The sequence below is a fragment of the Bradyrhizobium sp. SZCCHNRI1029 genome, from assembly GCF_032487555.1.
Taxonomy (GTDB): Bacteria; Pseudomonadota; Alphaproteobacteria; order Rhizobiales; family Xanthobacteraceae; genus Bradyrhizobium.
This window is the reverse complement of the sequence record NZ_JAUEUK010000006.1, coordinates 370,100-396,212: the sequence shown is the minus strand read 5'-3', so window position 1 is coordinate 396,212 and position 26,113 is coordinate 370,100. Positions and strand designations below refer to the sequence as shown.

The 26,113-nt window shown below is 64.6% G+C and carries 27 protein-coding genes, 1 tRNA gene and 2 pseudogenes; 10 read left to right on the top strand and 20 right to left on the bottom strand.

Annotation, left to right across the window (positions count from 1 at the left end; all coding sequences use genetic code 11):
• The first annotated feature begins 109 nt into the window (after window positions 1-109).
• On the top strand, window positions 110-343 hold the full coding sequence (locus QW861_RS19625; RefSeq protein ID WP_315717224.1) for a DUF6894 family protein: 234 nt from the start codon (window positions 110-112) through the stop codon (window positions 341-343).
• Between the two features lie 650 nt (window positions 344-993).
• Window positions 994-2,682: a methyl-accepting chemotaxis protein gene (locus QW861_RS19620; RefSeq protein ID WP_316167488.1), complete on the top strand. Its 1,689-nt coding sequence runs from the start codon at window positions 994-996 to the stop codon at window positions 2,680-2,682.
• 12 nt (window positions 2,683-2,694) lie between these two features.
• Here QW861_RS19620 and QW861_RS19615 read toward each other — a convergent pair whose 3' ends face one another.
• From QW861_RS19615 to QW861_RS19585, 7 genes are all read right to left on the bottom strand, one after another.
• The gene (locus tag QW861_RS19615; protein ID WP_316193404.1) at window positions 2,695-5,376 is read right to left on the bottom strand and encodes a DUF2339 domain-containing protein; all 2,682 of its coding nucleotides are present in this window, start codon (window positions 5,374-5,376) and stop codon (window positions 2,695-2,697) included.
• A 188-nt stretch (window positions 5,377-5,564) separates the two neighbouring features.
• Complete coding sequence (locus QW861_RS19610) at window positions 5,565-6,071, bottom strand: protein tyrosine phosphatase (RefSeq protein WP_315754022.1); 507 nt, start codon at window positions 6,069-6,071, stop codon at window positions 5,565-5,567.
• 101 nt (window positions 6,072-6,172) lie between these two features.
• Window positions 6,173-6,397: a hypothetical protein gene (locus tag QW861_RS19605; protein WP_315717220.1), complete on the bottom strand. Its 225-nt coding sequence runs from the start codon at window positions 6,395-6,397 to the stop codon at window positions 6,173-6,175.
• Window positions 6,394-6,633 (bottom strand): hypothetical protein, encoded by a 240-nt coding sequence (locus tag QW861_RS19600; protein WP_315717219.1) that lies wholly within the window; start codon window positions 6,631-6,633, stop codon window positions 6,394-6,396. Before QW861_RS19600 ends, QW861_RS19605 begins: the two co-directional genes overlap by 4 nt.
• A gap of 1 nt (window position 6,634) precedes the next feature.
• Complete coding sequence (locus tag QW861_RS19595) at window positions 6,635-7,252, bottom strand: HD family hydrolase (protein WP_315717218.1); 618 nt, start codon at window positions 7,250-7,252, stop codon at window positions 6,635-6,637.
• Window positions 7,249-7,878, bottom strand: coding sequence for a DNA-3-methyladenine glycosylase I (locus tag QW861_RS19590; protein WP_316193403.1), 630 nt, complete (start codon window positions 7,876-7,878; stop codon window positions 7,249-7,251). Before QW861_RS19590 ends, QW861_RS19595 begins: the two co-directional genes overlap by 4 nt.
• A 9-nt stretch (window positions 7,879-7,887) precedes the next feature.
• Window positions 7,888-8,772: a folate-binding protein gene (locus QW861_RS19585; protein WP_315826951.1), complete on the bottom strand. Its 885-nt coding sequence runs from the start codon at window positions 8,770-8,772 to the stop codon at window positions 7,888-7,890.
• Window positions 8,773-8,970: 198 nt separating this feature from the next.
• Between QW861_RS19585 and QW861_RS19580 the strand changes: the two genes are divergently transcribed.
• Complete coding sequence (locus QW861_RS19580) at window positions 8,971-10,305, top strand: dihydroorotase (protein ID WP_315717367.1); 1,335 nt, start codon at window positions 8,971-8,973, stop codon at window positions 10,303-10,305.
• A 133-nt stretch (window positions 10,306-10,438) separates the two neighbouring features.
• Here the strand turns inward: QW861_RS19580 and QW861_RS19575 are convergent, their stop codons facing one another.
• Complete coding sequence (locus QW861_RS19575; RefSeq protein WP_316193402.1) at window positions 10,439-10,960, bottom strand: protein phosphatase CheZ; 522 nt, start codon at window positions 10,958-10,960, stop codon at window positions 10,439-10,441.
• Window positions 10,961-11,696: 736 nt separating this feature from the next.
• Here QW861_RS19575 and QW861_RS19570 point away from each other — a divergent pair.
• Window positions 11,697-12,140: a CBS domain-containing protein gene (locus tag QW861_RS19570; protein ID WP_315754033.1), complete on the top strand. Its 444-nt coding sequence runs from the start codon at window positions 11,697-11,699 to the stop codon at window positions 12,138-12,140.
• A 215-nt stretch (window positions 12,141-12,355) separates the two neighbouring features.
• Window positions 12,356-12,517 (top strand): annotated as a pseudogene (locus tag QW861_RS19565) (transporter); the annotation flags it as partial.
• 62 nt (window positions 12,518-12,579) lie between these two features.
• Here QW861_RS19565 and QW861_RS19560 read toward each other — a convergent pair.
• Window positions 12,580-12,957: an Ig-like domain-containing protein gene (locus tag QW861_RS19560; RefSeq protein WP_315717213.1), complete on the bottom strand. Its 378-nt coding sequence runs from the start codon at window positions 12,955-12,957 to the stop codon at window positions 12,580-12,582.
• Window positions 12,958-13,203: 246 nt separating this feature from the next.
• The gene (locus QW861_RS19555) at window positions 13,204-14,463 is read right to left on the bottom strand and encodes an HlyD family secretion protein (RefSeq protein ID WP_315754037.1); all 1,260 of its coding nucleotides are present in this window, start codon (window positions 14,461-14,463) and stop codon (window positions 13,204-13,206) included.
• Window positions 14,464-14,820: 357 nt separating this feature from the next.
• Here QW861_RS19555 and QW861_RS19545 point away from each other — a divergent pair, with 357 nt between their 5' ends.
• Complete coding sequence (locus tag QW861_RS19545) at window positions 14,821-16,350, top strand: DUF1254 domain-containing protein (RefSeq protein ID WP_315754039.1); 1,530 nt, start codon at window positions 14,821-14,823, stop codon at window positions 16,348-16,350.
• Window positions 16,351-16,403: 53 nt separating this feature from the next.
• On the opposite strand, the gene QW861_RS19540 is transcribed toward QW861_RS19545, so the two are convergent.
• Entirely contained in the window at window positions 16,404-16,862 is a 459-nt protein-coding gene (locus tag QW861_RS19540; protein WP_315717209.1) for a DUF4279 domain-containing protein, read from the bottom strand.
• Window positions 16,863-17,116: 254 nt separating this feature from the next.
• On the opposite strand from QW861_RS19540, the gene QW861_RS19535 reads away from it, so the two are divergent.
• Window positions 17,117-17,416, top strand: a complete 300-nt coding sequence (locus QW861_RS19535) for a hypothetical protein (protein WP_315717208.1) — start codon at window positions 17,117-17,119, stop codon at window positions 17,414-17,416.
• A gap of 852 nt (window positions 17,417-18,268) precedes the next feature.
• Here QW861_RS19535 and QW861_RS19530 read toward each other — a convergent pair.
• The 4 genes from QW861_RS19530 to QW861_RS19515 form a co-directional block, all read right to left on the bottom strand.
• Complete coding sequence (locus QW861_RS19530) at window positions 18,269-18,535, bottom strand: hypothetical protein (RefSeq protein WP_315717207.1); 267 nt, start codon at window positions 18,533-18,535, stop codon at window positions 18,269-18,271.
• A gap of 168 nt (window positions 18,536-18,703) precedes the next feature.
• Window positions 18,704-19,102: a TIGR02301 family protein gene (locus tag QW861_RS19525; RefSeq protein WP_315782189.1), complete on the bottom strand. Its 399-nt coding sequence runs from the start codon at window positions 19,100-19,102 to the stop codon at window positions 18,704-18,706.
• Between the two features lie 31 nt (window positions 19,103-19,133).
• A complete protein-coding gene (locus QW861_RS19520; protein ID WP_315754043.1) occupies window positions 19,134-19,553 on the bottom strand; it encodes an NUDIX hydrolase in 420 nt (139 codons plus the stop codon).
• A gap of 65 nt (window positions 19,554-19,618) precedes the next feature.
• Window positions 19,619-20,140, bottom strand: a complete 522-nt coding sequence (locus tag QW861_RS19515; RefSeq protein ID WP_315828341.1) for a hypothetical protein — start codon at window positions 20,138-20,140, stop codon at window positions 19,619-19,621.
• 86 nt (window positions 20,141-20,226) lie between these two features.
• Here QW861_RS19515 and QW861_RS19510 point away from each other — a divergent pair, with 86 nt between their 5' ends.
• A complete protein-coding gene (locus tag QW861_RS19510) occupies window positions 20,227-20,997 on the top strand; it encodes an SOS response-associated peptidase (RefSeq protein WP_316167507.1) in 771 nt (256 codons plus the stop codon).
• 159 nt (window positions 20,998-21,156) lie between these two features.
• Here QW861_RS19510 and QW861_RS19505 read toward each other — a convergent pair whose 3' ends face one another.
• The 4 genes from QW861_RS19505 to QW861_RS19490 are packed head-to-tail and all read right to left on the bottom strand — an operon-like array spanning window position 21,157 to window position 24,663.
• Window positions 21,157-21,738, bottom strand: coding sequence for an NUDIX domain-containing protein (locus tag QW861_RS19505; RefSeq protein ID WP_316193401.1), 582 nt, complete (start codon window positions 21,736-21,738; stop codon window positions 21,157-21,159).
• Window positions 21,739-21,747: 9 nt separating this feature from the next.
• Window positions 21,748-22,203 carry a GNAT family acetyltransferase gene (locus QW861_RS19500; RefSeq protein ID WP_315717201.1) on the bottom strand — a complete coding sequence of 152 codons (456 nt, stop codon included), beginning with the start codon at window positions 22,201-22,203 and terminating at the stop codon, window positions 21,748-21,750.
• 15 nt (window positions 22,204-22,218) lie between these two features.
• Window positions 22,219-23,646 (bottom strand): FAD-binding oxidoreductase, encoded by a 1,428-nt coding sequence (locus QW861_RS19495; protein ID WP_316193400.1) that lies wholly within the window; start codon window positions 23,644-23,646, stop codon window positions 22,219-22,221.
• Window positions 23,647-23,664: 18 nt separating this feature from the next.
• Window positions 23,665-24,663: an L-threonylcarbamoyladenylate synthase gene (locus tag QW861_RS19490; protein ID WP_316193399.1), complete on the bottom strand. Its 999-nt coding sequence runs from the start codon at window positions 24,661-24,663 to the stop codon at window positions 23,665-23,667.
• Window positions 24,664-24,892: 229 nt separating this feature from the next.
• Between QW861_RS19490 and QW861_RS19485 the strand changes: the two genes are divergently transcribed.
• Window positions 24,893-24,969, top strand: a tRNA-Pro gene (locus QW861_RS19485).
• A 174-nt stretch (window positions 24,970-25,143) separates the two neighbouring features.
• On the opposite strand, the pseudogene QW861_RS34035 reads toward QW861_RS19485, so the two are convergent.
• Window positions 25,144-25,536: pseudogene (locus QW861_RS34035) on the bottom strand (tyrosine-type recombinase/integrase); the annotation flags it as partial.
• Between the two features lie 177 nt (window positions 25,537-25,713).
• On the opposite strand from QW861_RS34035, the gene QW861_RS19480 reads away from it, so the two are divergent.
• Window positions 25,714-26,013: a hypothetical protein gene (locus QW861_RS19480; RefSeq protein WP_246741431.1), complete on the top strand. Its 300-nt coding sequence runs from the start codon at window positions 25,714-25,716 to the stop codon at window positions 26,011-26,013.
• The last annotated feature ends 100 nt before the right edge of the window (window positions 26,014-26,113 follow it).

Here is a 26,113-nt window from a genome sequence, read left to right as displayed (position 1 = left end):
CACGTTAGTGGTCATTGCGCCGTAGTCGTACGGAATCTCAAATTCATGCCTCGGTAGCGACTCGTGTGCAGTTTGCAACCAGGGGGGTGGCCCACGAGAAAGGGTCGTTATGTCGCTTTATTTCTTCCGGATCAGCCAGGGCCGCTATTCTGGCGCGGCTGATCAGCCTTATGAATTCGCCAACCGGGAAACCGCCTGGAACGAGCTGACGGCTGTCTGCTCCGACCTGATCGGCGGGATCTCGAGGTCGTTGCAGCAGGGGGCCGAGTGGCAGATGGAGCTGCTCGACGAAGCCAAGCAGCCGGTGTTCCGGATTCGCCTGGTGTCCGAAGCGGTCGGCTGAGGTCTAGCTGTCCGGGGTGATTGCGCCGCTGGCCGTCGGATTCGAGTCCGGTTTGCCGTGGCGGCAATCTTCTGCGCGCAGGCGCCATTTGATGAAGTCCGCGTCCACCTCGGGCGCGTCAGTCGGGATTGATGGAGTTCGGCCTAGGCTCCGCGTCGTGCCCCGGCGCCGCCGATCTCCGTCACGCTCTCGTGCTCAGTCGCTTGTGATGCTGTCGGACGTCGGTCCTGGCCCGGCCACCTCATCTCCGGATTCATCCGCGCGGTGATCAGCGTCTTCCGGTTGCTGCGGCGCAGGTCGTGGCGGCAATCGTCCTTTGCCCCGTGCGCGCTCCAAAGGTCTTGCTTCGACGCGATCCTTTAGCGGTATCGGGAGACCAGGTGTAGCGGCGGACGGTTTCAGGGTACCGCGTCATCCCTGAGCGCCATCATTTTATGGGCATTGTCAGTAATCTTACGGTTCCAGCATTAACCTCTGATAAGCCTGTTTCGCGCCCAATGAGGTCGGCAGAGACGACATGCGGGTTCGGAATTTTCGGAGCCCTCTGATCCTCTGACCTCGACCGCGCAGCGCAGCGTAGACCTGGATCTTCGGGCCGTCTTTGGCGCTGGCAGAACGCGGCCGAACCACGCAGTCAGCTGGGGTCCTCCGTGTCAAAGATGTCCATCCGTACGAAGATCATATCGGTCATCGCCTTCATGCTCGTCACCATGTGCGGGCTCGGCGTGCTCGCCGTCACCAGCATGCAGTCGATCAATGCCAACACGGTCGACATCGCCACCAATTGGCTGCCGAGCGTGCGCGCGATCGGCGAGCTGCGCGCCGACATCAATCTGCTGCGCATCGCCTTGCGCGCGCATGTGATGTCGGAGACGGCCGAGGCCAAGCAGGGCGCGGAGAAGCGCGTCAACGGAATCCTCGAGACGATCAACAAGGACCGCAAGACCTACGAGCCGATGATCACCTCGGCCGAGGAACGGGCGATCTACAACAACTGGGTGCAGTCCTGGGAGAAGTACGTCGTCGCGGTCAAGCAGGTGATGGACGAATCCAACAAGAGCGTCGGAAAGATCCCGCGCGAAGCCACCGAAATGCTGGAAAAATCGGCCGCGGCGATCGCGCGCGACGCCGACAAGTATTTCATCCAGGACATCGAGTTCAACAACAAGGGTGCCGACAACGCGACGCGGCAGGCCGCGGAGAGCTTCACGCGTGCGATCTGGCTGGTGATGTCGATCATTGCCGCGGCCGTCATTGCCGGCGTCGCCGTCGGTTTCTATCTCGTGCAGAACGTCTCGTCCGGCATTGCGTCGATCATCAAGCCGATGCAGGAGCTCGCCAAGGGCGATCTCGGCGCGGAGGTGACGCATCGCGGCGAGCCGACCGAGATCGGCGCCATGGCCGATACGCTGCAGGTGTTCAAGGAGGCGCTGATCGCCAAGAAGGAGGCCGACGAGCTCGCGGCCCACGATGCCGAGGCCAAGATCGAACGCGGCCGGCGCGTCGACAACATCACCCGCCAGTTCGAGGCGACGATCGGCGAGATCGTGCAGACGGTGTCGTCGGCCTCGACCGAGCTCGAGCATTCCGCCGGCGCGCTGTCATCCACCGCGACGCGCTCGCAGGAGATCTCGACCGCGGTTGCGGCTGCTTCGGAGGAGGCTTCGACCAACGTACAGTCGGTCGCTTCCGCGACGGAGGAGCTATCGTCGTCGATCACCGAGATCAGCCGCCAGGTGCAGGAATCCGCCCGCATGGCCACCGAGGCCGTCGACCAGGCGCGCATGACCAATGATCGGGTGAGCGAGCTGAGCAAGGCGGCGGCGCGCATCGGCGACGTGGTCGAGCTGATCAACACGATCGCCGGCCAGACCAACCTGCTGGCGCTGAATGCGACCATCGAGGCGGCGCGCGCCGGCGAAGCCGGTCGCGGCTTCGCGGTCGTCGCCTCCGAGGTGAAGGCGCTGGCCGAGCAGACCGCCAAGGCGACCGACGAGATCGGCCAGCAGGTGTCCGGCATCCAGGCCGCGACGCAGGAATCGGTCGGCGCCATCCGGGCGATCTCCACGACCATCGAGCGGCTGTCGGAAATCTCGTCGGCGATCGCGGCGGCCGTGGAGGAGCAGGGCGCCGCCACGCAGGAGATCTCGCGCAACGTCCAGCAGGCATCGGAGGGCACGCAGCAGGTTTCCGTGAACGTCGTCGACGTGCAGCGCGGCGCGACCGAGACTGGTACGGCTTCCACGCACGTGCTGGCCGCGGCGCAGTCGCTGGCCTCGGACAGCGACCGGCTGAAGCGTGAGGTGGCGTCGTTCCTGGAGTCGGTGCGCGCAGCCTAATCCGACATGGCGCTATGCCGCCGGCTGAGCCGGCGGCGCCTGCTGCTGCCGTCGGAACAGCACCTTCTGGTACAGCCAGCCGATCGCGACCAGCACCAGGCCGAGCCCGATGAACGACAGGGCGCGCCACACGCCGGTCAGCGCCGACATGTCGATCAGGAAGGCCTTCAGGATCGTCAGCGCGATCACGATCGCGGATGCCAGACGCGCGCGCTGCGACTGCACGATGATTCCGATCCCGAGCAGCATCACGCCGAAGGCGAGCCAGGCGATCGAATAGGTGTACTGCTCGGCGGCGCTGGTCGGTCCTGCCGTCAGATCGGGGCCGTGATAGATGCGGCGGATCTCGAGGCTGACATAGGACAGCGCCAGGATCAGTGCGCCCGCGGCCAGCGTATTGCCATAGGCTGGCGGACGGCGGCCTGCGACCGCGTAGGACAACAGCAGCATCAGTACCGCCGGGAACGCATAGGCCAGGATCAGGATGTTGAGCAGGCCGCCCTTGATCGCGACGTCCGAGATCATCGGGTTTTCGAACAGCAGCAGGCCGAGCACGGTGGCGCCGCCGGCGAATCCGGTGAGGATCACGGCGCTGATGTTGTGCACGATGCTGCCGCTGCGCTCCCGCAGCCGCTCCAGCCCGATCGCCAGCGCCAGGGCCACGCAGACGTCGAGTCCCACTTCGGCGAGCGACGGCACCGCCAGCATGTCGCCGTCGTTGACGGCGTGGCGGATCTCCAGGAAGGCGAGCAGGGTCGTGAACAGGATCGCGGCGGCCTCCACCGCGCGCAGCGGCGCGTCGTCGCCATGGCGGCGCATCAGATAGCTCGCGCCCCAGAACGACGCCGCCGGCACGCCATAGCCCCACAGCAGCCAGTTGAAGATCGGCGTGGTGCCGACATCGGCGCCGACGATGCGCGGATCATGGCCGATGCGCAGCACCACGAGCCCGGCAAAGACGGCCGCGAGCGTGCGCAGGAACGGGATCGGCCGGCTCTCGAAGATCCAGGCGGTGCCGAGCGACATCAGCGCCAGCGCGATCGTCAGCCAGCCCTTCTCAAGCGCGAAGGTCAGGGCCAGCGCCAGCGCGGCCAGCGTGCCGGTCGCGAACAGCGCGATCGAGGCACTGAGGCCGGGACGTTCCTCGCGCCGCGTCAGCGCCTCGGTGGCGACGGCAAAGCCGGCGGCGAGCACGACGGCGAGGATCGCGAACGGGATCGAGCGGTCGAGATGGGCGATGCGCGTATAGAGCGCGACCAGCAGCGCCAGCGGCGTGAACACGCCGGCCGCCGACCACACCACCGGCACGACGGCGTTGTGCGCGCGCCCCTGCGCCAGGAAGCCGGCGCCGCCGAAGCCCAGCGCGAAGATCGCTGCCGTCACCAGATGCGACGTGACCGACGCGCCGAGCGGGTTCGGCCCCATCCCGGGCAGCGCGCCGCCGGGCAGCACCAGCAGGTCCGGATTGTCGCGCAGCGCCCATTCGGCGAACACGAGGAACACGGTCGCAGCGGCGGCGGCCACCGCGCCGACGGCGCTCGGCGCGCGCCAGGCGACCGCCAGCGTCGCCGCGACCAGCACCGTGAAGCCGATCAGCGCCAGGCCGTCATGGAAGCTCGCCAGCACGACTAGCATGGCGCCGAGCAGATAAACCGCCAGGCCGACGGATGAGATCGGCTCGACCTCGTCGTTCTCGGCGGCGGGTCCGAACATGAAGCCGCAGACCACGATCAGTGCGGCCAGCGCGAAACCAACCGCGACGTGGAAAACATGCGGCGCCACCGTCTCGACGCCCGCGTCGAGTCCGGGCAAGGTCCACAGGAACGACAGCCCGATCGTGGTCATCGCGAGCCAGCGCCACAGCCGCACGCGTGCCAGCGCGAACGCGGCGGCGGTGACGATGGCGAGGTAGATGTACAGCGCCCAGTAGTTCGGCTCGCCGGTCGACACCAGCACCGGCGTCGTGAACGCCGCGACGATGCCGAGCCCGGCGAGCGCCGGGCCGTGCAGCAGCGCAGCCGCCAGCGTGCCCAGCGCGACGATGCCGAGCAGCACGAAGGCGATCGCGGGCGGCAGGAAGTCGTACAGCGCGTAGGCCGCATAGATGGTGGCGAAGGCGACCGCCGTGCCGGCCGCCGTGAGCATCGCCGGAATGTTGGCGATCGGCAGCGCCGCGATCTGCGAGATGCTCTCCTTGCGCCGTGTCCATTCGCCGGCCGCGAGCAGCGCGGCGGCGAACAGCGCGCCGAGCGCGACGCGCACCTCGGGGCCGACGAGGCCGGCCTCGATCGAGTAGCGCACCATGAAGAAGCCGCCGAGCGCCAGGGTCAGCCCGCCGATCCACACCACCCAGCGGGTGCCGATGCGCTCCTCGAAGCCGGCCGCGGGCTGCGGCACGGGTGGCGGGGACGCGAGCGGCGGCTGTTCGGCCGCTGCATCGCTCGCCATCGCCGCCGGCTGCAGGGCAGCCTCGGTCACCTCCGGCAATGGGGGCGGCATTGGCGGGGCTTCAGCGGGCTCCTGCAGCGGGCTGAGCGGCGGCGCGACCACCGGCGCGGCCGCGATCGGGCGTGTCGCCTCGAGCTTGGCCAGCCGTGCCTGCACCTCGGCCAATCGGTCGGAGGTCCGGCGCGCGAAGGCGAGCGCCGCGAACGCCACCAGCAGGGCGATCCAATCCAGGGGCCAATCGAACATCACGCGGGAATCCTGAAATCGATGCCGCCGGGAGGCGTCACGGGTGGAGGGAAGCTGCGAGCCCTTGCGGACCCCGGCGAATCGGCCAACCGCTCCGGCGGGCCGCACGATGGCCGTCGTTCCCTCTGTGTCAAACCGTGGAACATAAGTTCAAAGCGCACCGGTACGCGGCTACGCAGCGTTGCAACTCAGTCCAGATCGATCCGGAACGGCGCGCTGTCGACCATCATGGCGCCGGGCCCGATCGCGTCCAGCGCGCGCACCATGCGCCCCTGGCGGCCCAGTGCCCTGTCGGCCAGGCTGACGATCAGCCGGTTCGGCGAGGCGATCGGCGAGGCCTGGCGGATCGCCCAGGCGATATCGAGCTCGTCGCGATTGGGGTTGAGCGCGCAGGCCGCGGCGAAGGCGCTCGCGGTGGAGCGGCTGATGCCTGCATAGCAGTGGATCACCAGTGGCGCCGCACGATCCCAGCCGCGCACGAACTGCAGCACCTGGGCGACGTGATCCTCGCTCGGCGCCATGAAGCCAGGAAGCTGCTCGGTGATGTCGTCGACCGAGACCCGCAGATGGTTCTCGGGGCGGATCGTCTCCGGTCGCCGCACCTGCTCGACATTGGCCATGATGGTCAGCACGTGGCTGGCGCCGGTCAGGCGCACGGTCTCGGGCAGGGCGGCGAGTGAGCAGACGTGGATCATGGCGAGCCTTTGAACGCCCGATTATACGAATGGGGGCACAAGGGCAAAAGCGCGTTTTGGATGTCTGCCGTCGGGCTGGCGCATGTGTGCGCCGACGGCCCTCAGCGCGTGTTCTTGAGCTGCCGCAACTCCTGGCGGACCAGATGGGCCTTGCCCTCGATCTCCGCGTTGAGCCGCTCGAGATGATCGAGCACCCGCTCACGGTTCTGGGGGGCGATCTCGACCGGTTTCTCGGACCAGGGACGGCGCACGAACAGGGCCACGATGGCGACGGCCAAGGCGGTCAGGAGCGGAAAGCTCAGGGCAACGAACTGGTGCGTGGTCATCGAAGACCTCCCAGGATCCACTGACCGAGCAAATGTATGAGCACTCCGGTGATAATGCAAACGACCCCCGACCCGTAGATCAGGCCCGCGGGGGTGCTGGGCGGCAGCACCCCATAGACGAACTGGGCAAGCGGCACGAACGTCCCGGCAGTGACGATGGCCGTCGCCAGCGTGTTGACCCAGTTGGCGGCCAGCTTCAGCCGTTCGTTGCGGCGCTCGTCCGGCGTCAGCGGCATCTCAGCACGCCCCCAGCACCGCGTTGAAGCGGGTCAGGAACTGCTTCTCGGCCTTGGCCGCGCTCCAGGGCGTCAGATAATCCGTCACGGTGGCGTCCGGCAGGCCGGGGTCGCGACCGAACAGCTTCTTCGCCTCGCTTTCCGAGAAGCCGGCCAGCCGGGTCGCCTCCAGAAAGGCGGCGCCGCGGTCGGCCGCCTTGATCTGGCGCTCGATCTCCGGAGCAATCTCCGCCGGCAGCCCGAAGCGGATGTGGATCGCCCCGAGCAGCCGCTTCTCGACTGATTTGTAGCCGTCGCCGAGCACCGCCTTGAACGGCGAGATCATGTCGCCGATGACGTATTCCGGTGCATCGTGCAGCAGCGCGGCGAGCCGCAGCTTCGCATCGATGTTCGGCTTGCGCGCGCGCATCACCGTCTCGACCAGCAGCGTGTGCTGCGCGACCGAGAAGATGTGCGCGCCGGTGGTCTGGCCATTCCAGCGCGCGACACGCGCGAGCCCATGGGCGATGTCGGCGATCTCGACATCGAGCGGCGAGGGATCGATGAGGTTGAGCCGCCGGCCGGACAGCATGCGCTGCCAGACGCGGTCGTGCCCGCTCGGGGCCTTGTCAGTCGTCATTTGGGAGGCTTGAGGCGCGGGGCGCGGCGCTTGCCGCTGCAGGTCTCGTGGCAGAAGCAGGTGACGAGATGGTCGTTGACCATGCCGGTCGCCTGCATGAAGGCATAGACGATCGTGGGACCGACGAACTTGAAGCCGCGCGCGGCCAGCTCTTTCGAGATCTTGATCGACAGCGGCGTCGAGGCCGGCACGCTCGCGGTGGTCTTGAACTGATTGACCTTGGGCGCGCCGTCCATGAAGTCCCACAGCAGCTTGGAGAAGCCGGGACCCTTGTCCTGGATGTCGAGCCAGGATTTCGCGCTGAGAATCGTCCCTTCGATCTTGGCGCGGTTGCGCACGATGCCGGCATCGTTCATCAGCGCGTGGATCTTCTTGTCGGAATAGCGCGCAATCTTCTCCGGCTGGAAATCATCGAAGGCGCGGCGGAAATTGTCACGCTTGCGCAGGATCGTGATCCACGACAGCCCGGCCTGGAAGCCGTCGAGGATCAGCTTCTCGAACAGCGCGCGGTCGTCATATTCCGGCACGCCCCACTCGGTGTCGTGATAGGCGACATAGAGCGGATCGCTGCCCGGCCAGGGGCAGCGCGTCAGGCCATCGGGATGGACGACAGCAGCGCGACCCATGAGACCGGCTCAGGCGACCGTCTGTTTCGGCGCGCCCTGCAGCGCGTCGGGATCCGCGATGCGCAGAACGAGGCCGCCGGCGGTGAGCGGCGTTCCCGCCTCCAACGCCTCGGCGGCGCGGTCGATGCGCAGCAGCGCCATGCCCTTCTGCGCGGCGGCCGAGCCCATGGTGCCGACCGACTTGTCGCCGGCCAGAATCGGCGTGCCCGGCTCGGGACTCGGCCCGTCGAGCAGCACCTTCGCCGCGCGCGTGCGCGTGGTGCCGCGATGATGCATGCGGCTCACGACCTCCTGGCCGACATAGCAGCCCTTGCCGACGTCGACGCCGTGCAGCCGGTCCATGTTGGTCTCGTGCGGGAAGGCGTCGCCATACATGAAGTCGAGCCCGCCGCGCGGCACGCTGCAGTCGATACGATGCGCCTCATAGGCGTCGGAATCGACGATCTCGGCGCCGAGCCGTGCGGCGATCTCCGCGAGCGCCTCCTGCGGCGCAATGACGCGCGCGCCGAGGCGCTCATGACGCGGATCGACGAAGCTCGGCTCCGGCGTGGCGCCGATGGCACCATCCCAGACCGCGATCACGCCGAGCTCTCCGGAGCGATTGCTGACCGCGACCTTGGCCCTGAGCTTGTAGAGGTTGAGCTTGTCGGTGAGCGCCTGCGCCAGCGCGCGCGGACAGTCGAGCAGCAAGCGCTCGCCGGCGTCCGTCGCCGGCACCTGCGCCACCAGGAAATCAACGATGATCTTGCCTTGCGGCGTCAGCAGCGCGCCGAACCGGGCCTCGCCAGGCGTGAGCTTGGTGACGTCGGTGGTGAAGAGACCGTTGAGGAACTTGCGTGCATCGTCGCCGCTGACCTGGACCACGCCCCGGTCGTCGAGAAACGTCGCCTTCATCCGAAAAACCTCTTGCGACAGGCCGCACTGAAACGTAAGCCGCCCTGGCATAAACCACAAGGCTGAAACGCCGCCGCGCGGTGGCTTCATTCTAAAGATCGAGACTCGCGTGCCACCGGAGGCCAGCAAATGGGCAGGCGCGCAGCATGATCGATCTGTCTTGGGGCGGTCAGGAGAATGAAATCCTATGAGGGCTTCATGAGCGCGCGCTTCGACGTCATTCTGAAATCCGGCACCGTGGTCAATCAGGACGGCGAGGGCGTCCGCGACATCGGCATGTCAGGCGGACGCATTGTCGAGATCGGCGATCTCGGCGCCGCCTCGGCCGCCGAGATCATCGACTGCAAGGGACTGCACGTGCTGCCCGGCGTGATCGACACCCAGGTGCATTTCCGCGAGCCTGGTCTCACTCACAAGGAGGACCTTGAAACCGGCTCGCGCAGCGCCGTGATGGGCGGCGTCACCGCCGTGTTCGAGATGCCCAACACCAATCCGCTGACGGTGACCGAGGAGGCGTTCACCGCCAAGGTCGCTGCCGGCCGCCATCGCATGCATTGCGATTTCGCCTTCTTCATCGGCGGCACCCGCGAGAATGTCGAGCAGCTCCCGGTGTTGGAGCGCGCCGAGGGCTGCGCCGGCGTCAAGGTGTTCGTCGGCTCGTCCACCGGCTCGCTGCTGGTCGAGGACGACGACAGCCTGCGCCGCATCTTCCAGGTGATCCGCCGCCGTGCCGCGTTCCACGCCGAGGACGAGTACCGCCTCAACGAGCGCAAGGACCTGCGCGTCGAGAACGATCCGCGCTCACACCCGGTGTGGCGCGACGAGGAGGCGGCGCTGCGCGCCACGCAACGTCTCGTGACCCTCGCGCACGAGACCGGCAAGCGCATCCACGTGCTGCACATCTCCACCAAGGAGGAGATCGTGTATCTGCGCGACCACAAGGACGTCGCCACCGTCGAGGCCACGCCGCATCATCTCACCTTGGCGGCGCCGGAGTGCTACGAGCGGCTCGGCACCTACGCGCAGATGAATCCGCCGGTGCGATCGGCCGATCATCGCGACGTCATCTGGTGGGGCGTCCACCAGGGCATCGTCGACATCTTAGGCTCCGACCACGCGCCGCACACCGCGGAGGAGAAGTCCAAGACCTATCCGGCCTCGCCCTCCGGCATGACCGGCGTGCAGACGCTGGTGCCGATCATGCTCGACCACGTCAATGCCGGCCGGCTGTCGCTGCAACGTTTCGTCGACCTCACCAGCGCCGGCCCCGCCCGCATCTACAACATCGCCCGCAAGGGCCGCATCGCCGCCGGCTACGACGCCGACCTCACCATCGTGGACCTCAAGCGCAGCGAGACCATCACCAACGAATGGGTCGCTTCGAAAGCCGGCTGGACGCCCTATGATGGCCTACGCGTCACCGGCTGGCCGGTCGGCACGTTCGTTCGCGGCCAGCGCGTGATGTGGCAGGGCGAGCTGCTGACGCCAGCGACCGGCGAGCCGGTGCGGTTCATGGAGACGCTGCGGCCGTAACGGCGCTGCGCGTGAGTTTGCTCCGTCATTGCGAGCGCAGCGACGCAGTCCAGAGTCCTTAGCGCGGCCCTGGATTGCTTCGTCGCTCTGCTCCTCGCAATGACGCGGAGCGGGCATCACGCCTCGCCGTCGTTCACGCGAACAGCTTGTCGATGTCGTCCTGGGAAATCGCCACGCCGGGCCGCTTCGGGCCCTCCAGCAAGTCTGGGACGCTCGAGGGGGCAGCAAGCTCGGTGGCCAGCCGCGCCAGCTCCTCTTTTCCCCAGATGCGGACGAGCTTGTTGATGTGGTCCTCCATGAACTGCAGCGACTTGACCACGCGCGTGATCCGCTGCCCTGTGAGGTCCTGAAACGCGCACGCCTCGAACACCTTGTTTGTGCTGTCGACGATCTCGTCGCAGACCACGGCGGCAGTCGGGTCTTTGACTTTCTGCAACTTCGCGACGCTGGCGCCGATCGCCTCCATGCTTTCGAGGATCGCGTTCCCGGCCGTCTCCGTATTCTCGACGATCGCGTCGAGGGTGTCGGTCATCGTCGCGAAACTGCCCTTGCCGTCGCCTTGAAGAGCGGCGAGTTCGCGCCGCATGCTGCTGATCTGGCCGAACATCTCGACCAGGTACGTCTTCAGCAATCTCTCTTCTTCCGGCGCAATCATCAGAAATCCCCGAATTTTCCTTAACGTTTCCTTACCAATGCTTCACGCGGCAGTTGCAAACCCCGGCCTGCTCTTCTGTGAAGGCATTTCGGATTTCGCTTCGGCGGTGACCGGCTCGCCACGCGGCTATCGAGATTTCACGTCAGCGCGAAACGGTACTGTGGTCAGGTGGGTGAAGATCAGCGACCTATTTTTGCCCGTTTTCGTTAAGGGCGCATGTTCATTCACGTCAAAGCCTTCAAATTGCTTTGTGAAGAGTTTCCGAGCGACGTGGCTGCCGGGGGAGGCCATTGGGCAGAGCTCGGTCTGCTGTCGGTTTCCGCAACGCGGGGACAGCGCTTGGAGCCTGGATGAGCGCGCGGGCGTCACGACAGGAGGCAGGCGGCGCGCGGCCGGCCAAAATGAATGCGAATGTCCGCTGCCAGGGACGACGCGGACGTGGGGGAGAAATTCCGGTACGCCGCCCCTTGACCCAGAGCTCTCTACCTGACCGCCATCAGTCGACCGACTTGCGTTTTGCCGAGCAACATTCTTGCCGGCACCCGATGGTTCCGCTCTCGGGGACGACCTGATGTCTGCAATCCCAGGAATCGATGGGCCGCCTGTGACCCCGATCATCGTTCGGTTCACGGCCAGGCGCACGGCATCGGCGCGGCGCTGACGAAGCCGGATATTTCGACTATCCTGCCATGTGGACCATCAAGGCGGGGCAGGATGGGTCCAGGAGGGGACATCGATGAGCACAGTAAGAAGCGCGCTGGCGCAGAAGAGTGGCGCCGTGATCCATGTTCGTTCCGACGACATGGTCGTCGAAGCCTTGCGCCAGATGCGCGAGAACCGGGTCCGGTCGGTGCTCGTCATCGACGACGGCGCGCTGGTCGGCATCGTGACGCAGGGGGACTGCGCCATCAAAGTGCTGCTGCCCGGGCTCGACGCCAAGCAGACGCCGGTGGGCCAGGTGATGACGGGCAACCCGGTGACGGTCAAGCCGGACCACCGGCTGGACAGTTGCATGGCCATGATGTCTCAGCGTGGTTTTCGCCATCTGCCGGTGCTGGACGCGGGCAAGGTCGTGGGCGTGATCTCGATCGGAGACGTCGTCAAGAACATCATCCGGGATCTGGAGCACAACGTCGACGACCTGATGGGCTACATCATGAAGGACGGCCCCGGGGGCTGACGGACGAACGTGGTGCCGTCGCCCTCCGCCTATGTCTGCTTTTGTGAAGGGTTTCGGATGCCGGCCGCATGATTGATGGCGCGGCATATTCGGGCGGCCGGCGTCCGAAAGCCTCCAAGGGAGGAAACCGCGCTTGGTGGGCAGGACTGGTGCGGCAGGCTCTATGGGGATTTGATGGACGGCAGGTGCGGCAGCACGTCTGCGAGGCTACCGCTACGCAGTACCAGAGCGGCATCGACTTCCATTTCGACTGGGGCGTATCGCAATTCCTGTCGAAGCAGGTCTTTGTCGGCTTCGTCGGCTACGCCTACCAGCAGACTACCGATGATTTCAGTCAGCCCGCCGGGCTCGGCGGTTTCCGTTCGCGCGTGCTCGGCTAAACAAAAGCGGCCCACTCCGGTTGGAAGTGGGCCTTTGTCTATCGGCGAAAAAGGAAGTCCTATTGAACCGTCGCGTTCATGGTGATCACCGACGTTCCGGAGGCAGTCGGTCCCTTGCCAGTTGCCGTCACGGCGAAGCTGTCGGGGCCCTTGTAGCCTGCTTTCGCCGTGTACTGGAATGTCGAAATATTTAGCTTTTTCAGGGTGCCGTGAGCCGGCTTCTGTGAAATGCTCGAGCTTTTCATCACGCCCGCTATCCGAATTGGAAACAGGCAGCTTCCACCAGAAGCGACGTTGAAGTAGCCGGTCGAATTGATACCCCAGTCCGATAAGCTTCCGGAAGCTGGACACTCCGAAGCTGCGCGCGCTGGCGAGAGTGACGCCGAGATGGGCGCGGCGGCAACGAGGGCTAAAAGAACTGCTGTCGAACATCGCATGAAAGCCTCCCTTGTTTTTGAGTAACAATAGGATCGCGCTCCCAGCGTTTCCAATATTGACCCAGGATCAACATACACCGCCCACTTGGCTGAAATGCGTGCCAAGGCGTGACCCTTGGCGAAAATTCGCAACTCCTGTGGCACCCAAGACTGCTCAGACAGCTAGATGCCTGCTCCAAAGCGGTCATTAGACCGGAGACTTGATTGCTCGCCGGAGCCGTCGGTGTATTTGAGTTACGCAGAGTCTCACAAGTATGCGAGGTACGAACTTATCCAGACGAGAATCGACGTGATCATTCCGATTGGGCCGGCGTTTGCGGCGATGGCCCATGCGCTGCCGGGCATCCCGAGGCGCAGCCGCGTCTTGTCAAAATTATCCGGCAACGAGATCGTCGCCGGGTAGCCCTGAGCGCCACCGATCGAACCGACGCGTGCTAATTGGCCGGAAACCGCGATCTGGCCCTGACCGATGCCGCGAGGGATTTCGAGTATTCGCGCCCCGAATATCTCGCCGGGATTATCGTCGAAGACCAGCTTTACGGTTGCTCCGGGCTTCACTGTTTGGAAGGCGTTCGGCTTGAACGTCGCGAGAATGGTGATGTCGTTGGTGAGGATGAATGACATCTCGGAACGCGTCTGCAATGCCCGAGCGCCAACCGCCAGTGCCAGGCTGCTGACGTAGCCGTCGCCCGTTGCCCGAATGGTGGTCTGATCCAGCTCCCACCGGGCGTTTTCGAGCTGAGCCTGGAGTTGTGCAACGTTGGTATTCTCGCCTCCGATCTCGGATTCCATTGCGAGCCGGGCGTTCTCTACTGCGGCTTCCGCTGCGAGCAATTGGTATTGCACGGTGTCGTACTGCACCTGCGTGTCCTGCAGACGAAACTCAGCCTGAGAGCCGGTTGCGACGAGCTTCCGAATGTCGGCCAACCTTTGGGTCTGGTAGACGAGCTGTTGCTTCAAGGCATCGGCGTTCGCCTTGGCTTGATCATAGCTGGCCTTGAGTTGTTTGACTTGCTGCTGCGCCTGAGCGAGCGAGGCCTCCAATTGGCTGACCTTGTATTTGTAAGGTGCCGGATCGATCTGGAACAAGATGGCGCCGGCCTTCACCGGGGCGTTGACTTGGACGGGGATGCTTACGACCTGGCCCGAGACGTTGGGTGTGACCTCGACCACCCTAGAGATCACGACAAAGCGGCCGGCGGGCGTGAGCGAGTTGAACAGGCCAAGGAAGACCATCAAGATGAAAGCGCCGATGACAACGGTGATGGTGCCGGCCCCCCATCCCCATTTCACAAGCTTCAGCTTCGAGAACAGGAGCCAGACCATGACGATGTAGAGTACCATCACGAGGACCATGGCGCTTCGCTCCTTCGTATGCCGCGAGACAGCCGAAAATTGAGCCGGCCGCATTACGGCGGTTTGCCAAGGACGATTCGGCTTCTCGCAAACGGCATCTGCAACATTCTCATCCAAATTATTCTGAGTTGGCCTGTTGATCTGGATCAACGCGAAGATCGTTTCTAATGAAACTATTTGTCTTTGGCGGAGGAGGCGAAAATGAAGCTCTCAATCGCAATAGCGACTACGCTGCTGATAACCGGGTTCGTAGCCGCGAGCACTGAGAAAGCCAGCGCTGTGGTGTACTGCACATACGTTGGCTATCCAGCCAATTGCGTCGTACGGCCGGGCGTAGTTCTGAGGCCGCGACCCGTTGCACGACAGGCGGTGGTGGGTGCTGGGACGGTAAATCGCGGTGGCCCGGTCAATCGCGCTGGCAGACGTTGATTGGTCATTCTGCGAGCTGCGAGATTTGTAGCCCTGCACGAAGTCCCGATAATCATGGGACTTACGAAGAGATGCTTTATGAATTCAACATCTGACAAGAAGGGCCGTATCATGAAATTAGCGGCATCAGTAGTTTCTGCGCTGTCTTTCGTGGCGCTCTCGGCAATTCCGCTCAACGCCCAGCAATACAAGATGCAAACGCCGATACCGCCGGGCGTCGCAATCCCGGACAAGGTGGAGACCCGCCTTGGGACGCTGAACTTCTTCGACGGTTTTCCCGACGATGCGACCGTGGAAAAGCTCTACGACAATCTGGATTTCCAACACGCCGTCCAGGCCTACATGTTGGCGCTGGCTCCAGTGAACCAGTTGGCAAATCGGAAGGGCATCGCGGAACTGGGTCCGTTCAATCTAACGGTGCCGATCTTCGAGGATAGGATGGACTCGAAGTCGCTTTTTCTCACCCCGAACAACAACACGCCGTACACTTGGTTTTGGCTCGACCTGCGTGACGGGCCTCTGGTGCTCGAAGTGCCACCCAATGTGCTCGGCCTCATCAACGACATGTGGTATAATTTTGTCACTGATGTTGGACTCGTCGGTCCGGACAAGGGTCAGGGCGGCAAGTACCTGATCTTGCCGCCCGGCTACAACGGCGAGGTGCCGACCGGCTTCTTTGTCGTGAAGCCGGCGACGTTCAGCGTCTGGGTTCCGTGGCGCTCGTTCTTGGTCAATGGCGATCCGAAGCCCGGCGTCGACGCGGTCGAAGAGCACACGAAAATCTATCACCTGAAAGATGCTGCGAATCCGCCGAAACTCAATTTCGTGCATGTTTCCGGCAAAGCATTTAGCACGCTGGCTCCGGGAGATTATCCCTTCTGGGAGTATCTGAATCAGGTTGTGCAGGAGGAGCCGACCGATACAGTCGACCCGGTCACACTCGGCCTCTACGCATCGGTCGGCATCCGCAAGGGTAAGCCCTTCGCGCCCGATACACGGATGAAAAAAATTCTGACCGAAGCCGCCTTGGTAGGTGACGCCACCGCGCGTGCAATCAATGGCCGGTTGCGGATCAAGGAGAGCTACTATTATCCCAACAGCGCATGGCGCACGGGTTTCTTCGGCGGCTACAAGTTCGAGGAAAACGGCGCGCGTATTCTCGATGCCTACTCGGCATTCTTCTTCTACGCGACCGGCGTGACACCGGCGATGGATTCCAAGTCGGTTGGCGAGGGATCGCAATATATGGCCGCGTTCGTAGATAGCCAAAACAAGCCGCTCGATGGCGGAAAGAACTACAAGCTGCACCTGCCACCAAATATCCCGGTCAAGCAATTTTGGTCGGTCATCCTCTACGACAATCAGACCCGCTCCATGCTGCAGACCGACCAGCGTTGGCCAGCCGCAACCAGCCAGAACCCGAAACTCATGGTCAACGCGGACGGGTCAGTGGACATCTATTTCGGGCCCAAGGCGCCGGCTGGGAAGGAGAACAACTGGGTGCAGACCATCCCCGGCAAAGGATGGAACACGCTCCTGCGCCTCTACGGCCCGCTTCAGCCGTGGTTCGACAAAACTTGGCGTCCCGGCGAGATTGAGCCGATATAGCAAGAAGGAGGTCCGAGCTCGCCTCTTCATTTCCGCTTATGGCCCCGAAGCGGTCATTGCGGATGCCCCGGTAGCTCCTGCCGAATACCTGCGAAACATTCCAGCCCCAGGGACAAGTCGAGGTCCACAAGCCGCGCGAGGGTCCCGGTAGGTAATTCATCCGCGAGAAAACCATCCATGAATTGGATGACGATACTTGCCTTTCCGCCGGCTGATTTGACGTCACCAAAGAAGGTTTTGTGAGCCTGCAGCTTATCGATCAGCCTCGATACTTCAGACGCAAACCATTGATCTTCAATGACATGTTCCGTGCTATGTCGCCATCGCGTGTCAGCATAAGTCCCGGAAAGAGGCGTGCCCTTTGGTGTTCTTCGAAGAGCACCGACGCAGTGAGCGACGTCAGCCTCCATTCCAAGGGCTTTACTGATTTCTTCCGGAGTCAAAGTTGGATGCACAATGAATAGTCCCAGAAAGAATCGGTAGTTTGGGAGGTTGGATGATTGGTCGGCCACGGCAAGCTCCACGGGCAGTGCGGCCTGCATAGTCGTATGTAGCTGGAAGTGTCAATTTCCGCTTCGGCCCATAACGGATCTGGTCGCCGGCTTCGCGTGAAGGTCTGCTTCTGATGCTCAACCGGAAGCAGGGGCCTGGGAACAGCGCTCCGACTCGGCTGTATTTTGCTGTCTTCTTAGGGTTGAGGAAACCGGTTCGCGCTATTCGCCTGTGACCTTCAAGACGGTAAGGTTGGCCCCAAGGACAATGTCCGGTGTACTTCATCGCCTTTATGATCGTGGTCGTCTTGACTGCCGTAGTGTCGCTTCGCCGATCCATGACTCTATCACGGAACGCTCGGGGGGCTGGCCCGGCCCAGCGGCTGGCAGCGCGGCGGCGGGCGCTTTGGCCTGTATTCTGCGCGGCAATTTTTGAGCTTGGGTTGATTGGACTCAGTCATGTTCAAGACAACCAGGAACTTGGTCCCTCCGCGACGATCCATCTCATGGCGCTTACGGCTGCTTTTATCGGCGGCTGGTTTCTTGGCGTCATTGGCGGAATGGATTGGGACTGAAGCGCCGCAAGAAACGCCAAGCAAGAAAGCCCGTCGGGCGAATCAGTCGCGCGATCTTGTCTGCAACGCCGTCGTTCTGGCTCGCCGCAACTACACGAAACGCCTGTGCCGAAACGGCAATTTTGCGTATTGTCTCAACGTGATCGCGCCCGCAGCCTCTTCCGGGCGAAAGATTTCACTTTCGTTTTTCCAGAATACGTGTCTATCCTCCACCCATCCCGCCTCAACGAGAGGGGCGTACGCGCGGTCGTCACGAGACGCGAGGCGGGCAGGCGGTGGACGCGTCGGGTTGCAGCGTGGCTTTGGCTGCGCGGACGAACAATCCCGATGCGGACGTGAAGTCGCGTGGTCCTGGCCTCCCGATGCCGAGGTCAAGCCTGAGCGTGATGCGAGAGCATCGGCGCAGGCGATGGGGGCAATCAAGCCGGTCCCCAGGGAGAGCGCGAAAGAAGCGTTAAAACCATCGCGCAGGGAAGGCTGGGCTCATCCGGCTGCACCTGTGGTTCCTGCCCCGTGCACTTTTGTTCGCACGGGGGCCATGGGCGTCAGCCGACGCCCAGCCTTCCCTGCGCCCTCGATTGAATGAGGGCCGAACGTCGGTCATCGCTCGGACGCATCGCGCCGCGAGGACGATGAGGCGTGTCTCGATGCTGTTTGAGATGTGGAGACGGATCTCGGCCCGATGGGCGCTCTCCGTTTTGGCTCCGTCATTGCGCTCGCAATGACGCGGAGTTTGTCGACGTAGTTGTCGTAGCCTGGACGAGCGCAGCGATATCCGGGTTCAACGAGGCTGCGGATGAGACCCCGGATGTCGCTGCGCGCATCCGGGCTACGCGCGAGGAGCGGGAGACCCTACTGCGTCGCGCGCGACAGCGAGAACTCGCCGTTGCGGACGCGCTCCGGCAGGCCTTCGACGAAGGTCGCCACCGCGTCCTCGCCATAGGTGGTGACGAGTTCGGCCAGCGCCGCGAACAGGCTGGCCTGCGCCAGGCAGTCGCCGTCGACGCCGTCATGGCGCGCTTCCGCCCAGGCTTCGTTGAGGTAGCTGAGCGCGGCCTGCTTCTGCTCGTGGTCGGGCAGGACGGCGGGGAGGGCGCTGAAAGTGACGGGAAAGCTCATTGAATTCAGTCTGGCGAGGCCGCGAGGCGCGTTGAATTCCGAACGCGGACGCGCCGGACCAGTGAGGTTTACCACGCAGGCGGCAGACGCCTAGGCCAGTTCTTTAGGAAAGGTTAACAAGGTTAACGCAAACGTGGATAACGCCCGCGCGCCGTCAACCATTGGCCGTCAGTTGGCGTAGCGCGCCGTGAGGTCGCGCGAGATCTTCGAGCCCTCGTCGATGTAGCGGCGGATCGCCACCATCGCCGCCGGCGTGCAGGTCCGGTAGGTCTGCTGAAAGCCGTTATAGCCGCGGTTGAAGCCGGCGATCATCCGGGCGCGGCGTTCGCCCGACGGCGTCTCGGCATCGATCAGAGCCTGCATCTGGTTGCGCCATTTGGCGCCTTCATTGCTGCCGCAGATGCCGCGGAGGTAATGCAGGGTTCCAAGGATCTCGGCCAGCCGCTGCAGATCGCCATCGAACGGCGCGGCCGCATCCTGCGCGCGCGCGGGCACAATGGCGCAGGCGGCAACGAGCATGAGGGCGGCCAGGAGGCGCTTGGGGATCATGGGGAACACCGACGTCATATGCCTTTGCCGGACGGCGGACGCAAGGCGCCTACACCAGGGTCCGTGCGGCGGCGATGATCTCCGGCAGTCCGTCAGTCAGCGTGAGGCCCTCGAGCGCATCGGGGAGGCGCCACTGAAAGTCGTCCAGTTCCGGGTTGAGCCGGGGCTCTCCGGCCTGCCAGCGGGCCGCAAAGGGAAGGATCACATAGTGGCCGCCGCCGCCCTGGGCCGGCAGCACCTCGCGCCAGCCGGCCAGCCCGACAATTGCGATCGAGAGTGCGGTTTCCTCCATGACCTCGCGCGCGACGGCCTCGTGCAGGGTCTCGCCGAGCTCCACCCGGCCGCCGGGCAGCGTGTAGACGCCCTTGGCAGGGGAACGCGCCCGGCGCACCAGCAGGAGCTTGCCGTCGCGGAAGATGGCGGCGCTGACGGCGAGTTGGGGGTGGCGGGGCGGCGTCGGGGCGGTCATGCCAATGGCTCCAGGCGTGGTCTGCGCCGTAGCGTGAAGACGACCGGGCCGGTAGCCCGTGCTGCTCAGAAGCTTGCCATGATGGCATCGACGGTGTCGACCTCGTCGACCGGGTCAGGGTCGACCTCGATGTCGCCATTGATGATGCCGCCGGCCTGCGTCACCAGCGGCTTGACCCACGCCGCAGCCTGCTCGGCGAGCTTGGCCTTGGTGGCGTCCTGCTTGGCAGCGCGCATCGCGCTGCCGACCGCGAGCAGGATGTCGGTCATGGTCTTCGTGAGATGATCGAACTTGTCGCGAATCGCCGGGTCGGCCTGCTCATAGGCCTCGATGACGAGATCGCGGGCCTTGAAATTGGTGTGCGTGAAATGTTCTGGATAGGTCAGCGGCGACCACGCCAGAAAATCCTCGGCGCATTCCGGAATATCGGGAATCATTTCGAGCAGCATCACGGCTTCGTTGAAATGATTCAGATAGTCGGTGGCGAGCCCGGTGCGCGGATTGATGTTGGCGGCGCGCAGCATCGCGGCCCGCGCCGGGTCAATGGCGCTGCCCGCCGGTCGTTGGGTCGTGCGATCGGTAGGCACGGAATGGGTCGCCGCTGCGGTCATCCGCTGCAGTGTTGGCAACCCAAGTTAAAAGGTGCTGAACACACGACGATTTGAGTGAGATTATGTGTGGACGCTTCGTGATCACTTCACCACCCGCGGCTCTCAGGCAGATTTTCGGCTACGAGGAACAGCCGAACTTTCCGCCGCGGCACAATATTGCTCCGACGCAGCCGATTCCCGTAGTTCTTCTGGATCAGGACATCAGGCATTTTCGGCTCATGCGCTGGGGATTCATTCCGGCCTGGGTCAAGGATCCCCGTAATTTCACGCTGCTGATCAATGCGCGTTCGGAGACCGTACGCGAGAAGCCGGCGTTCAAGAATGCGATCCGGCGGCGCCGCGTGCTGGTGCCCGCTGATGGATATTACGAGTGGCAGGTGATCGATGGTCGCAAGCGGCCGTTCTTCATCCACCGCAGTGACGGCGCGCCGCTCGGCTTCGCGGCCCTCGCCGAGACCTGGTGCGGGCCGAACGGCGAGGAGGTCGATACGGTGGCGATCGTCACCGCGGCTGCGAGCCGCGATCTCGCCACGCTGCATCATCGTGTTCCCGTGACGATCAGGCCGGATGATTTCGCGCTGTGGCTCGACTGCCGTTCCGATGATCCTGACGAGGCCATGAGGCTGCTGGTCGCGCCTCGCGAGGGCGAGTTCGCGTGGTATGAGGTGTCCACGCGCGTCAACACGGTGGCCAACGACGACGAACAGCTGCTGCTGCCGATGACCGCGGAGCTGCGTGCCGCCGAGGACGCGCAGCGCAAGCCGGCGAAGAAGGTTGCATCCCGCAAAGTTTCGCCTGCGCCTGTGGATGACGGGCAGGGGAGTTTGTTCTGAGGCGGGATATCTCGACAGAGAAGATCGTCAGTACCGCGAAAGCGGGATCCAGTGCGCCGGGGCCTCTCGTGCCGAAACGGCTGCTGGTGGAATACTGGGTCCCCCGCCTTCGCGGAGGACGACAGAGGAGCAAGACCCGCGACCGAGCGTTGGCCGCGCTCAGGCAAAGATCCTCAGCGCGGCGTGCTGCAGCAGCATGATGGTCTTGGCGTCCTGGATGCGGCCGTCGGCGATCATCGCGAGCGCGTCGTCGATCGAGAGTTCCAGCACCTCGATCTCCTCGCCCTCATGTGCGAGCCCGCCGCCGGCGCCGACGCGCATGTGAGGCTCGTATTCGGCGACGAAGAAATGGATCTTCTCGGTGACGACGCCCGGGCTCATGAACGCCTCGAACACGAACTTGACGTCGTGCAGCCGGAACCCGGTCTCCTCCTCGGCTTCGAGCCGGATGCGCTCCTCCGGCGAGGCGTCGTCGAGCAGGCCGGCCGCGGCCTCGATCAGCAGATCGTCATGGCCGTTGACGAACGCGGGATAGCGGAACTGCTTGACCAGGATGACGCTGCGCTGGGCGAGGTTGTAGGGCAGGATCGCCGCCGCGTTGTCGCGGTCGAACACGTCGCGGCTCTGCATCTGCCACGTGCCGTCGTCGCGCCGCCACTCGAACTTCGTCGAGGTCAGCGTCCCGTAATGGTCGGAGAGCACGCGCGTCTCGTGGACGCGGATGCGGTCGGAGATGCTCATCGCTCGCCTCTATTTCATGCCGGGCGTCGGCGGGCGCCCGTCGAGCCATTTCGAGAACACGACGCTGTCCTGCACGGCATAGTCGAGCGCCTGGTAGAATTCCTGCACCTTGGTGTTGTCGCCGCGCACCATCAGCATCAGCTTGGCGATGCCGCGCGCCCGCAGCCAGTCTTCGGCGGCGGCCATGATGCCGCGGCCATGGTCGCGGCCGCGATGCTCGGGATCGACGCTGACATAGTAGACCCAGCCGCGATGGCCGTCATGGCCCACCATGACGGAGGCTGCGATGGCGCCGCCGCTGCGGCCGACCAGCACGGTGGAGCTGTCGCCGCGGCGGGCGAGCGCGATGTCGGCGGCCGGATCGTTCCAGGGCCGCGTCAGGCCGCAGCGCTGCCACAGCGAAATGATCGCGGGCACGTCGGCATCGGTGATGTCGGAAATGGCGAGAGCGGGAGCAGAATCCATGGGAGCGTCGGCAGCCTAGAGCACCTTGCCGGGATTCATGATCCCGAGCGGATCGAATTGTGCCTTGATCGCGCGCATCAGCGCGATGGCGGTCGGATCCTTGACGTCAGGCAGCTCGTCGCGCTTGAGCACGCCGATGCCGTGCTCGGCCGAGATCGACCCACCCATGCGCAGCACGATCTCGAACACGACCGCGTTGACCTCGTGCCAGCGCGCGAGATAGTCGGCGGTGTTGGCGCCGATCGGCTGGCTGACGTTGTAGTGGATGTTGCCGTCGCCGAGATGGCCGAACGGCACCGGACGCGCGCCGGGCATCAGCTTCACCACGGCGGCATTGGCCTCGGCAATGAAGGCGGGCACTGCGGCGACCGGCACCGAGATGTCGTGCTTGATCGAGCCACCCTCCGGCTTCTGCGCCGCAGAGATGTCCTCGCGCAGCTTCCAGAACGCCATGCGCTGGGCGAGGCTGCCGGCGATCGCGGCATCGTCGACGATGCCGTCCTCGAGGCCTTTCTCCAGGATCGTCTCCAGCGTGGCGCGGGCATCGTCGCGCGACGACGACAATTCCATCAGCACGAACCAGGGATGGGCGCCCGACAGCGGCGCGCGGTTGCCGGCGGCGTGGCGGATCGAGAAGTCGAGCGCGATCGCGGCGATCAGCTCGAAGCTCGTGAGGCTGCCGGCGGCCTCGCGTTGCGCGATCGCCAGCAGCTTGAGCGCGTCCTCCGGCGACTTGAGGCCGACGAAGGCGGTCTCGATCGCGCGTGGCTTCGGGAACAGCTTCAGGCTCGCCGCGGTGATGATGCCGAGCGTGCCCTCGGCGCCGATGAACAGATTGCGCAGATCGTAGCCGGTGTTGTCCTTCTTCAATTTCGACAGCGCATTGAGCACCCGCCCGTCGGCCAGCACCACCTCGACCCCCAACGCCATCTCACGCGCCACGCCATAGGCGAGCGCGGCGGTGCCGCCGGCGTTGGTCGAGAGATTGCCGCCGATGGTGCAACTGCCCTCGGCGCCGAGCGACAGCGGAAACAGCCGGTCGACCTCGGCGGCCTTCTGCTGCGCCACCTGCAGCACGACGCCGGCCTCGGCGATCATCGTGTTGGAGGCGGTGTCGACGTCGCGGATCCTGTCCATGCGCCTCAGCGACACCACCACCTCGCCATTGTGCGGCGTCTGGCCGCCGACGAGGCCGGTGTTGCCGCCTTGCGGCACCAGCGCGATGCGATGCTGGCTGGCAAGCTTGCAGATTGCGGCGACCTCGGCGGTCGAGCCTGGGCGCAGCACCAGGGGCGAGCGGCCGTGGAACAGGTTGCGCTCCTCGGTGACGTAAGGCGCGACGTCGGTCTCCGCGGTCAGCGCCTGGCGCTCGCCGACGATGGCAGCGAATTGCGCGATCAAATCGGGCGGCAGCGGCGGCAGGGCAGGCTGGCTGATGTTCATGCTTAGTCGCTTCCAGTGTTATCTCGGCGCGGCGGCGCGGCGCAGCCGGTCGTTGATGGCCTCGCCCAGTCCGTCGTTGGGGATCGGCATTACCGCAATGCTGCGCGCCCCCTTGGCATCGAGGCTGCGAAGATAGCCGAAAAGATGCGTCGCCGCCTCTGCCGGATCGCCAGAGGGCGACAGGTTCAGGATCGCGGCGGCCTCGTGGGCTCCGGGCAAGGTGGTGGGTCCGAAGGCGAGCAGCGCCTCGCCGGGCGCGACCTCGCTGGCGTCGAGGCGCACGCGGGCGCGCGGGGCATAGTGGGAGGCCAGCATGCCCGGTGCCAGCGGCTGCTCGGACGTCTCGGTCTCGGCGGCGGGCCGCGCCAGCGCCTGGCCGAGCACGGCCTCGATCGCCTCGCTCGGAACTCCGCCCGGGCGCAGCAGCGTCGGCGCATCGAAGCAGCCGACGATGGTCGATTCGACGCCGACCTCGACCGGCCCGCCGTCCAGGATGAGGTCGATTCGCCCGGTGAGATCGGCCGCGACATGCGCCGCCGTGGTCGGCGACACGTGGCCGGAGATGTTGGCGGAGGGCGCCACGACGGCGCCGCCGAACGCCATGAGCAGAGCTTGTGCGGTCGGATGCGCCGGGACGCGGATCGCCACCGTATCGAGGCCGGCGGTGGCGAGGTCGGCGACGGGACAGCCGTCGCTCTGCGGCACCACGAGGGTCAGCGGTCCCGGCCAGAACGCAGCGGCCAGACGCTCGGCGGTGGCATTGAAGCGGCCGATACGCTGCGCCGCCGCGATATCGGCGACATGGGCGATCAACGGATTGAAGGCGGGCCGGCCCTTGGCCTGATAGAGGCGGGCGATGGCCGCGGCATTGGCCGCATCGGCGCCGAGGCCGTAGACGGTCTCGGTCGGGAACGCGACCAGTCCGCCGCGCGCGAACGTCGCCGCGGCTTGCGCGATTCCAGCCGCGTCGGCGGGCAGGATCCTGGTCTCGATCGCTTGCATGTCTGGGGCGGGCATCGATGGTACGGGACGGCGGTGGCTTCCGCGCTCGGCTATAGCGGGCGCGGACGTCCGAATGAAGCGCGCAAATCGCCTGTCGCCTTGCGCTCGCGCCATGGCCGCCGGACAAAGCCCCACGGCCTCAAGCAGTTAACCCCTCCGCCGACGATCGACGATTTCGATGCGATTTCCTGCCTTGTGTCCTTGCGAAGACGGAAACCCGACGCTATAAGCCGGCTTCCCAAGTCGGAGCGTGGCTCAGCCCGGTAGAGCACTGCGTTCGGGACGCAGGGGTCGCAGGTTCGAATCCTGCCGCTCCGACCATTTTTTCCCAGAGTTTCTCTCCTGCGTACGATCTTCGATGGGGCTGGCCACCGTTTTGGCCACCGAAACATTGAAGCCCTTTTGACCGATCGCAACCGCCGCACCTTGCAGGTAGTCGGGGTGATGGTGGCCATAGGTGTCTTGCAAGATCTCCGGGGACATTCCTAGGAACCCGGCTGCTTCCCAGATTGATACGCCCCGCTGCATCAGCCAGGTCGCGGCGGTATGGCGCAAGGTATGCGGGGTGACTTTGCCGGGCAGGCCAGCCAGCCCGACGGCTCTGCTGAACCCCTTCTTTACCGATGCGACTGGCTTGCCGTTGAACTCGACGAAGCACGTGGCGATCAGCTTGCGATCTTTCCACCGCCGCAGGTGGGCGAGCAGCCGCGGGGGTATGGGCGCTGGAGTCTGGCGCTTCTTGGTTGCACGCTTCCCGATCGGCTTTCGGTAGAATATCCCGTGCTCAAGGTCGACGTAAGAGCGGTCCCGCTCCGTATACGGCGAGGCTGACGCAATAGCCCCAGCCCGAGTGCCAGTGTAAAGGCCGATCAGAATAAATCTGGCCACATGTCTCAGTGGCCGACGGTTCGTGCTGACCGGATCACCTTTCGACGCTCCTGAATGGATCGTCTGCTTCTCTCGATGCCGCCAGCAATGCCAAATAAGCGCCGCAGCTTCCTGTCGCGTAAGCCATCGGTCGCGCGGAACTCCCTTCGGCGGAAGTGATACGCGCACTAAGCCCCGGTGAAAGCCTTCTTTCGCATGATGGTTGATGGCAGCACGAAATGTCTCCAGGTCCCGGCGTGCACCACCGCGGTTGCCACGATGCCTGACATATGCGGCGCAGGTCTGGGCATTGACCGCGGACAGTCTCTTGCCGCCCCAGAATTCATTGAGGCGGTCAATCCTAGCTCCGATCTCGAACTGGTCGCTCGGTTCGCCAATATCGGTCAGATAGATCGACAGTACGTCAGCACAGTCGATATCCTCGATATCCTGCCGGCGGCGTTCGGGTTGATACTTTTCGGCGATGTAATCCGCTAGGGCCTGCTCTGCCTCTCGAGGCGGTTTCGTTTCAGTCGGGCTTGCAACGCATCCCGTGGCGATGTGGCGATCTCCATCTTTGATAATCCAGACCGCCTGG

What these genes read in the sequence shown, in the direction of transcription:
- QW861_RS19525 (WP_315782189.1), bottom strand. Translation starts at nt 19,102, where the DNA reads ATGACGTCGGTGTTCCCCATGATCCCCAAGCGCCTCCTGGCCGCCCTC.
- QW861_RS19605 (WP_315717220.1), bottom strand. Translation starts at nt 6,397, where the DNA reads ATGACCACGCACCAGTTCGTTGCCCTGAGCTTTCCGCTCCTGACCGCC.
- QW861_RS19510 (WP_316167507.1), top strand. Translation starts at nt 20,227, where the DNA reads ATGTGTGGACGCTTCGTGATCACTTCACCACCCGCGGCTCTCAGGCAG.
- QW861_RS19530 (WP_315717207.1), bottom strand. Translation starts at nt 18,535, where the DNA reads ATGAGCTTTCCCGTCACTTTCAGCGCCCTCCCCGCCGTCCTGCCCGAC.
- QW861_RS19505 (WP_316193401.1), bottom strand. Translation starts at nt 21,738, where the DNA reads ATGAGCATCTCCGACCGCATCCGCGTCCACGAGACGCGCGTGCTCTCC.
- QW861_RS19575 (WP_316193402.1), bottom strand. Translation starts at nt 10,960, where the DNA reads ATGATTGCGCCGGAAGAAGAGAGATTGCTGAAGACGTACCTGGTCGAG.
- QW861_RS19520 (WP_315754043.1), bottom strand. Translation starts at nt 19,553, where the DNA reads ATGACCGCCCCGACGCCGCCCCGCCACCCCCAACTCGCCGTCAGCGCC.
- QW861_RS19560 (WP_315717213.1), bottom strand. Translation starts at nt 12,957, where the DNA reads ATGCGATGTTCGACAGCAGTTCTTTTAGCCCTCGTTGCCGCCGCGCCC.
- QW861_RS19570 (WP_315754033.1), top strand. Translation starts at nt 11,697, where the DNA reads ATGAGCACAGTAAGAAGCGCGCTGGCGCAGAAGAGTGGCGCCGTGATC.
- QW861_RS19545 (WP_315754039.1), top strand. Translation starts at nt 14,821, where the DNA reads ATGAATTCAACATCTGACAAGAAGGGCCGTATCATGAAATTAGCGGCA.
- QW861_RS19585 (WP_315826951.1), bottom strand. Translation starts at nt 8,772, where the DNA reads ATGAAGGCGACGTTTCTCGACGACCGGGGCGTGGTCCAGGTCAGCGGC.
- QW861_RS19490 (WP_316193399.1), bottom strand. Translation starts at nt 24,663, where the DNA reads ATGCCCGCCCCAGACATGCAAGCGATCGAGACCAGGATCCTGCCCGCC.
- QW861_RS19590 (WP_316193403.1), bottom strand. Translation starts at nt 7,878, where the DNA reads ATGGGTCGCGCTGCTGTCGTCCATCCCGATGGCCTGACGCGCTGCCCC.
- QW861_RS19500 (WP_315717201.1), bottom strand. Translation starts at nt 22,203, where the DNA reads ATGGATTCTGCTCCCGCTCTCGCCATTTCCGACATCACCGATGCCGAC.
- QW861_RS19610 (WP_315754022.1), bottom strand. Translation starts at nt 6,071, where the DNA reads ATGATCCACGTCTGCTCACTCGCCGCCCTGCCCGAGACCGTGCGCCTG.
- QW861_RS19625 (WP_315717224.1), top strand. Translation starts at nt 110, where the DNA reads ATGTCGCTTTATTTCTTCCGGATCAGCCAGGGCCGCTATTCTGGCGCG.
- QW861_RS19495 (WP_316193400.1), bottom strand. Translation starts at nt 23,646, where the DNA reads ATGAACATCAGCCAGCCTGCCCTGCCGCCGCTGCCGCCCGATTTGATC.
- QW861_RS19580 (WP_315717367.1), top strand. Translation starts at nt 8,971, where the DNA reads ATGAGCGCGCGCTTCGACGTCATTCTGAAATCCGGCACCGTGGTCAAT.
- QW861_RS19600 (WP_315717219.1), bottom strand. Translation starts at nt 6,633, where the DNA reads ATGCCGCTGACGCCGGACGAGCGCCGCAACGAACGGCTGAAGCTGGCC.
- QW861_RS19615 (WP_316193404.1), bottom strand. Translation starts at nt 5,376, where the DNA reads ATGTTCGATTGGCCCCTGGATTGGATCGCCCTGCTGGTGGCGTTCGCG.
- QW861_RS19595 (WP_315717218.1), bottom strand. Translation starts at nt 7,252, where the DNA reads ATGACGACTGACAAGGCCCCGAGCGGGCACGACCGCGTCTGGCAGCGC.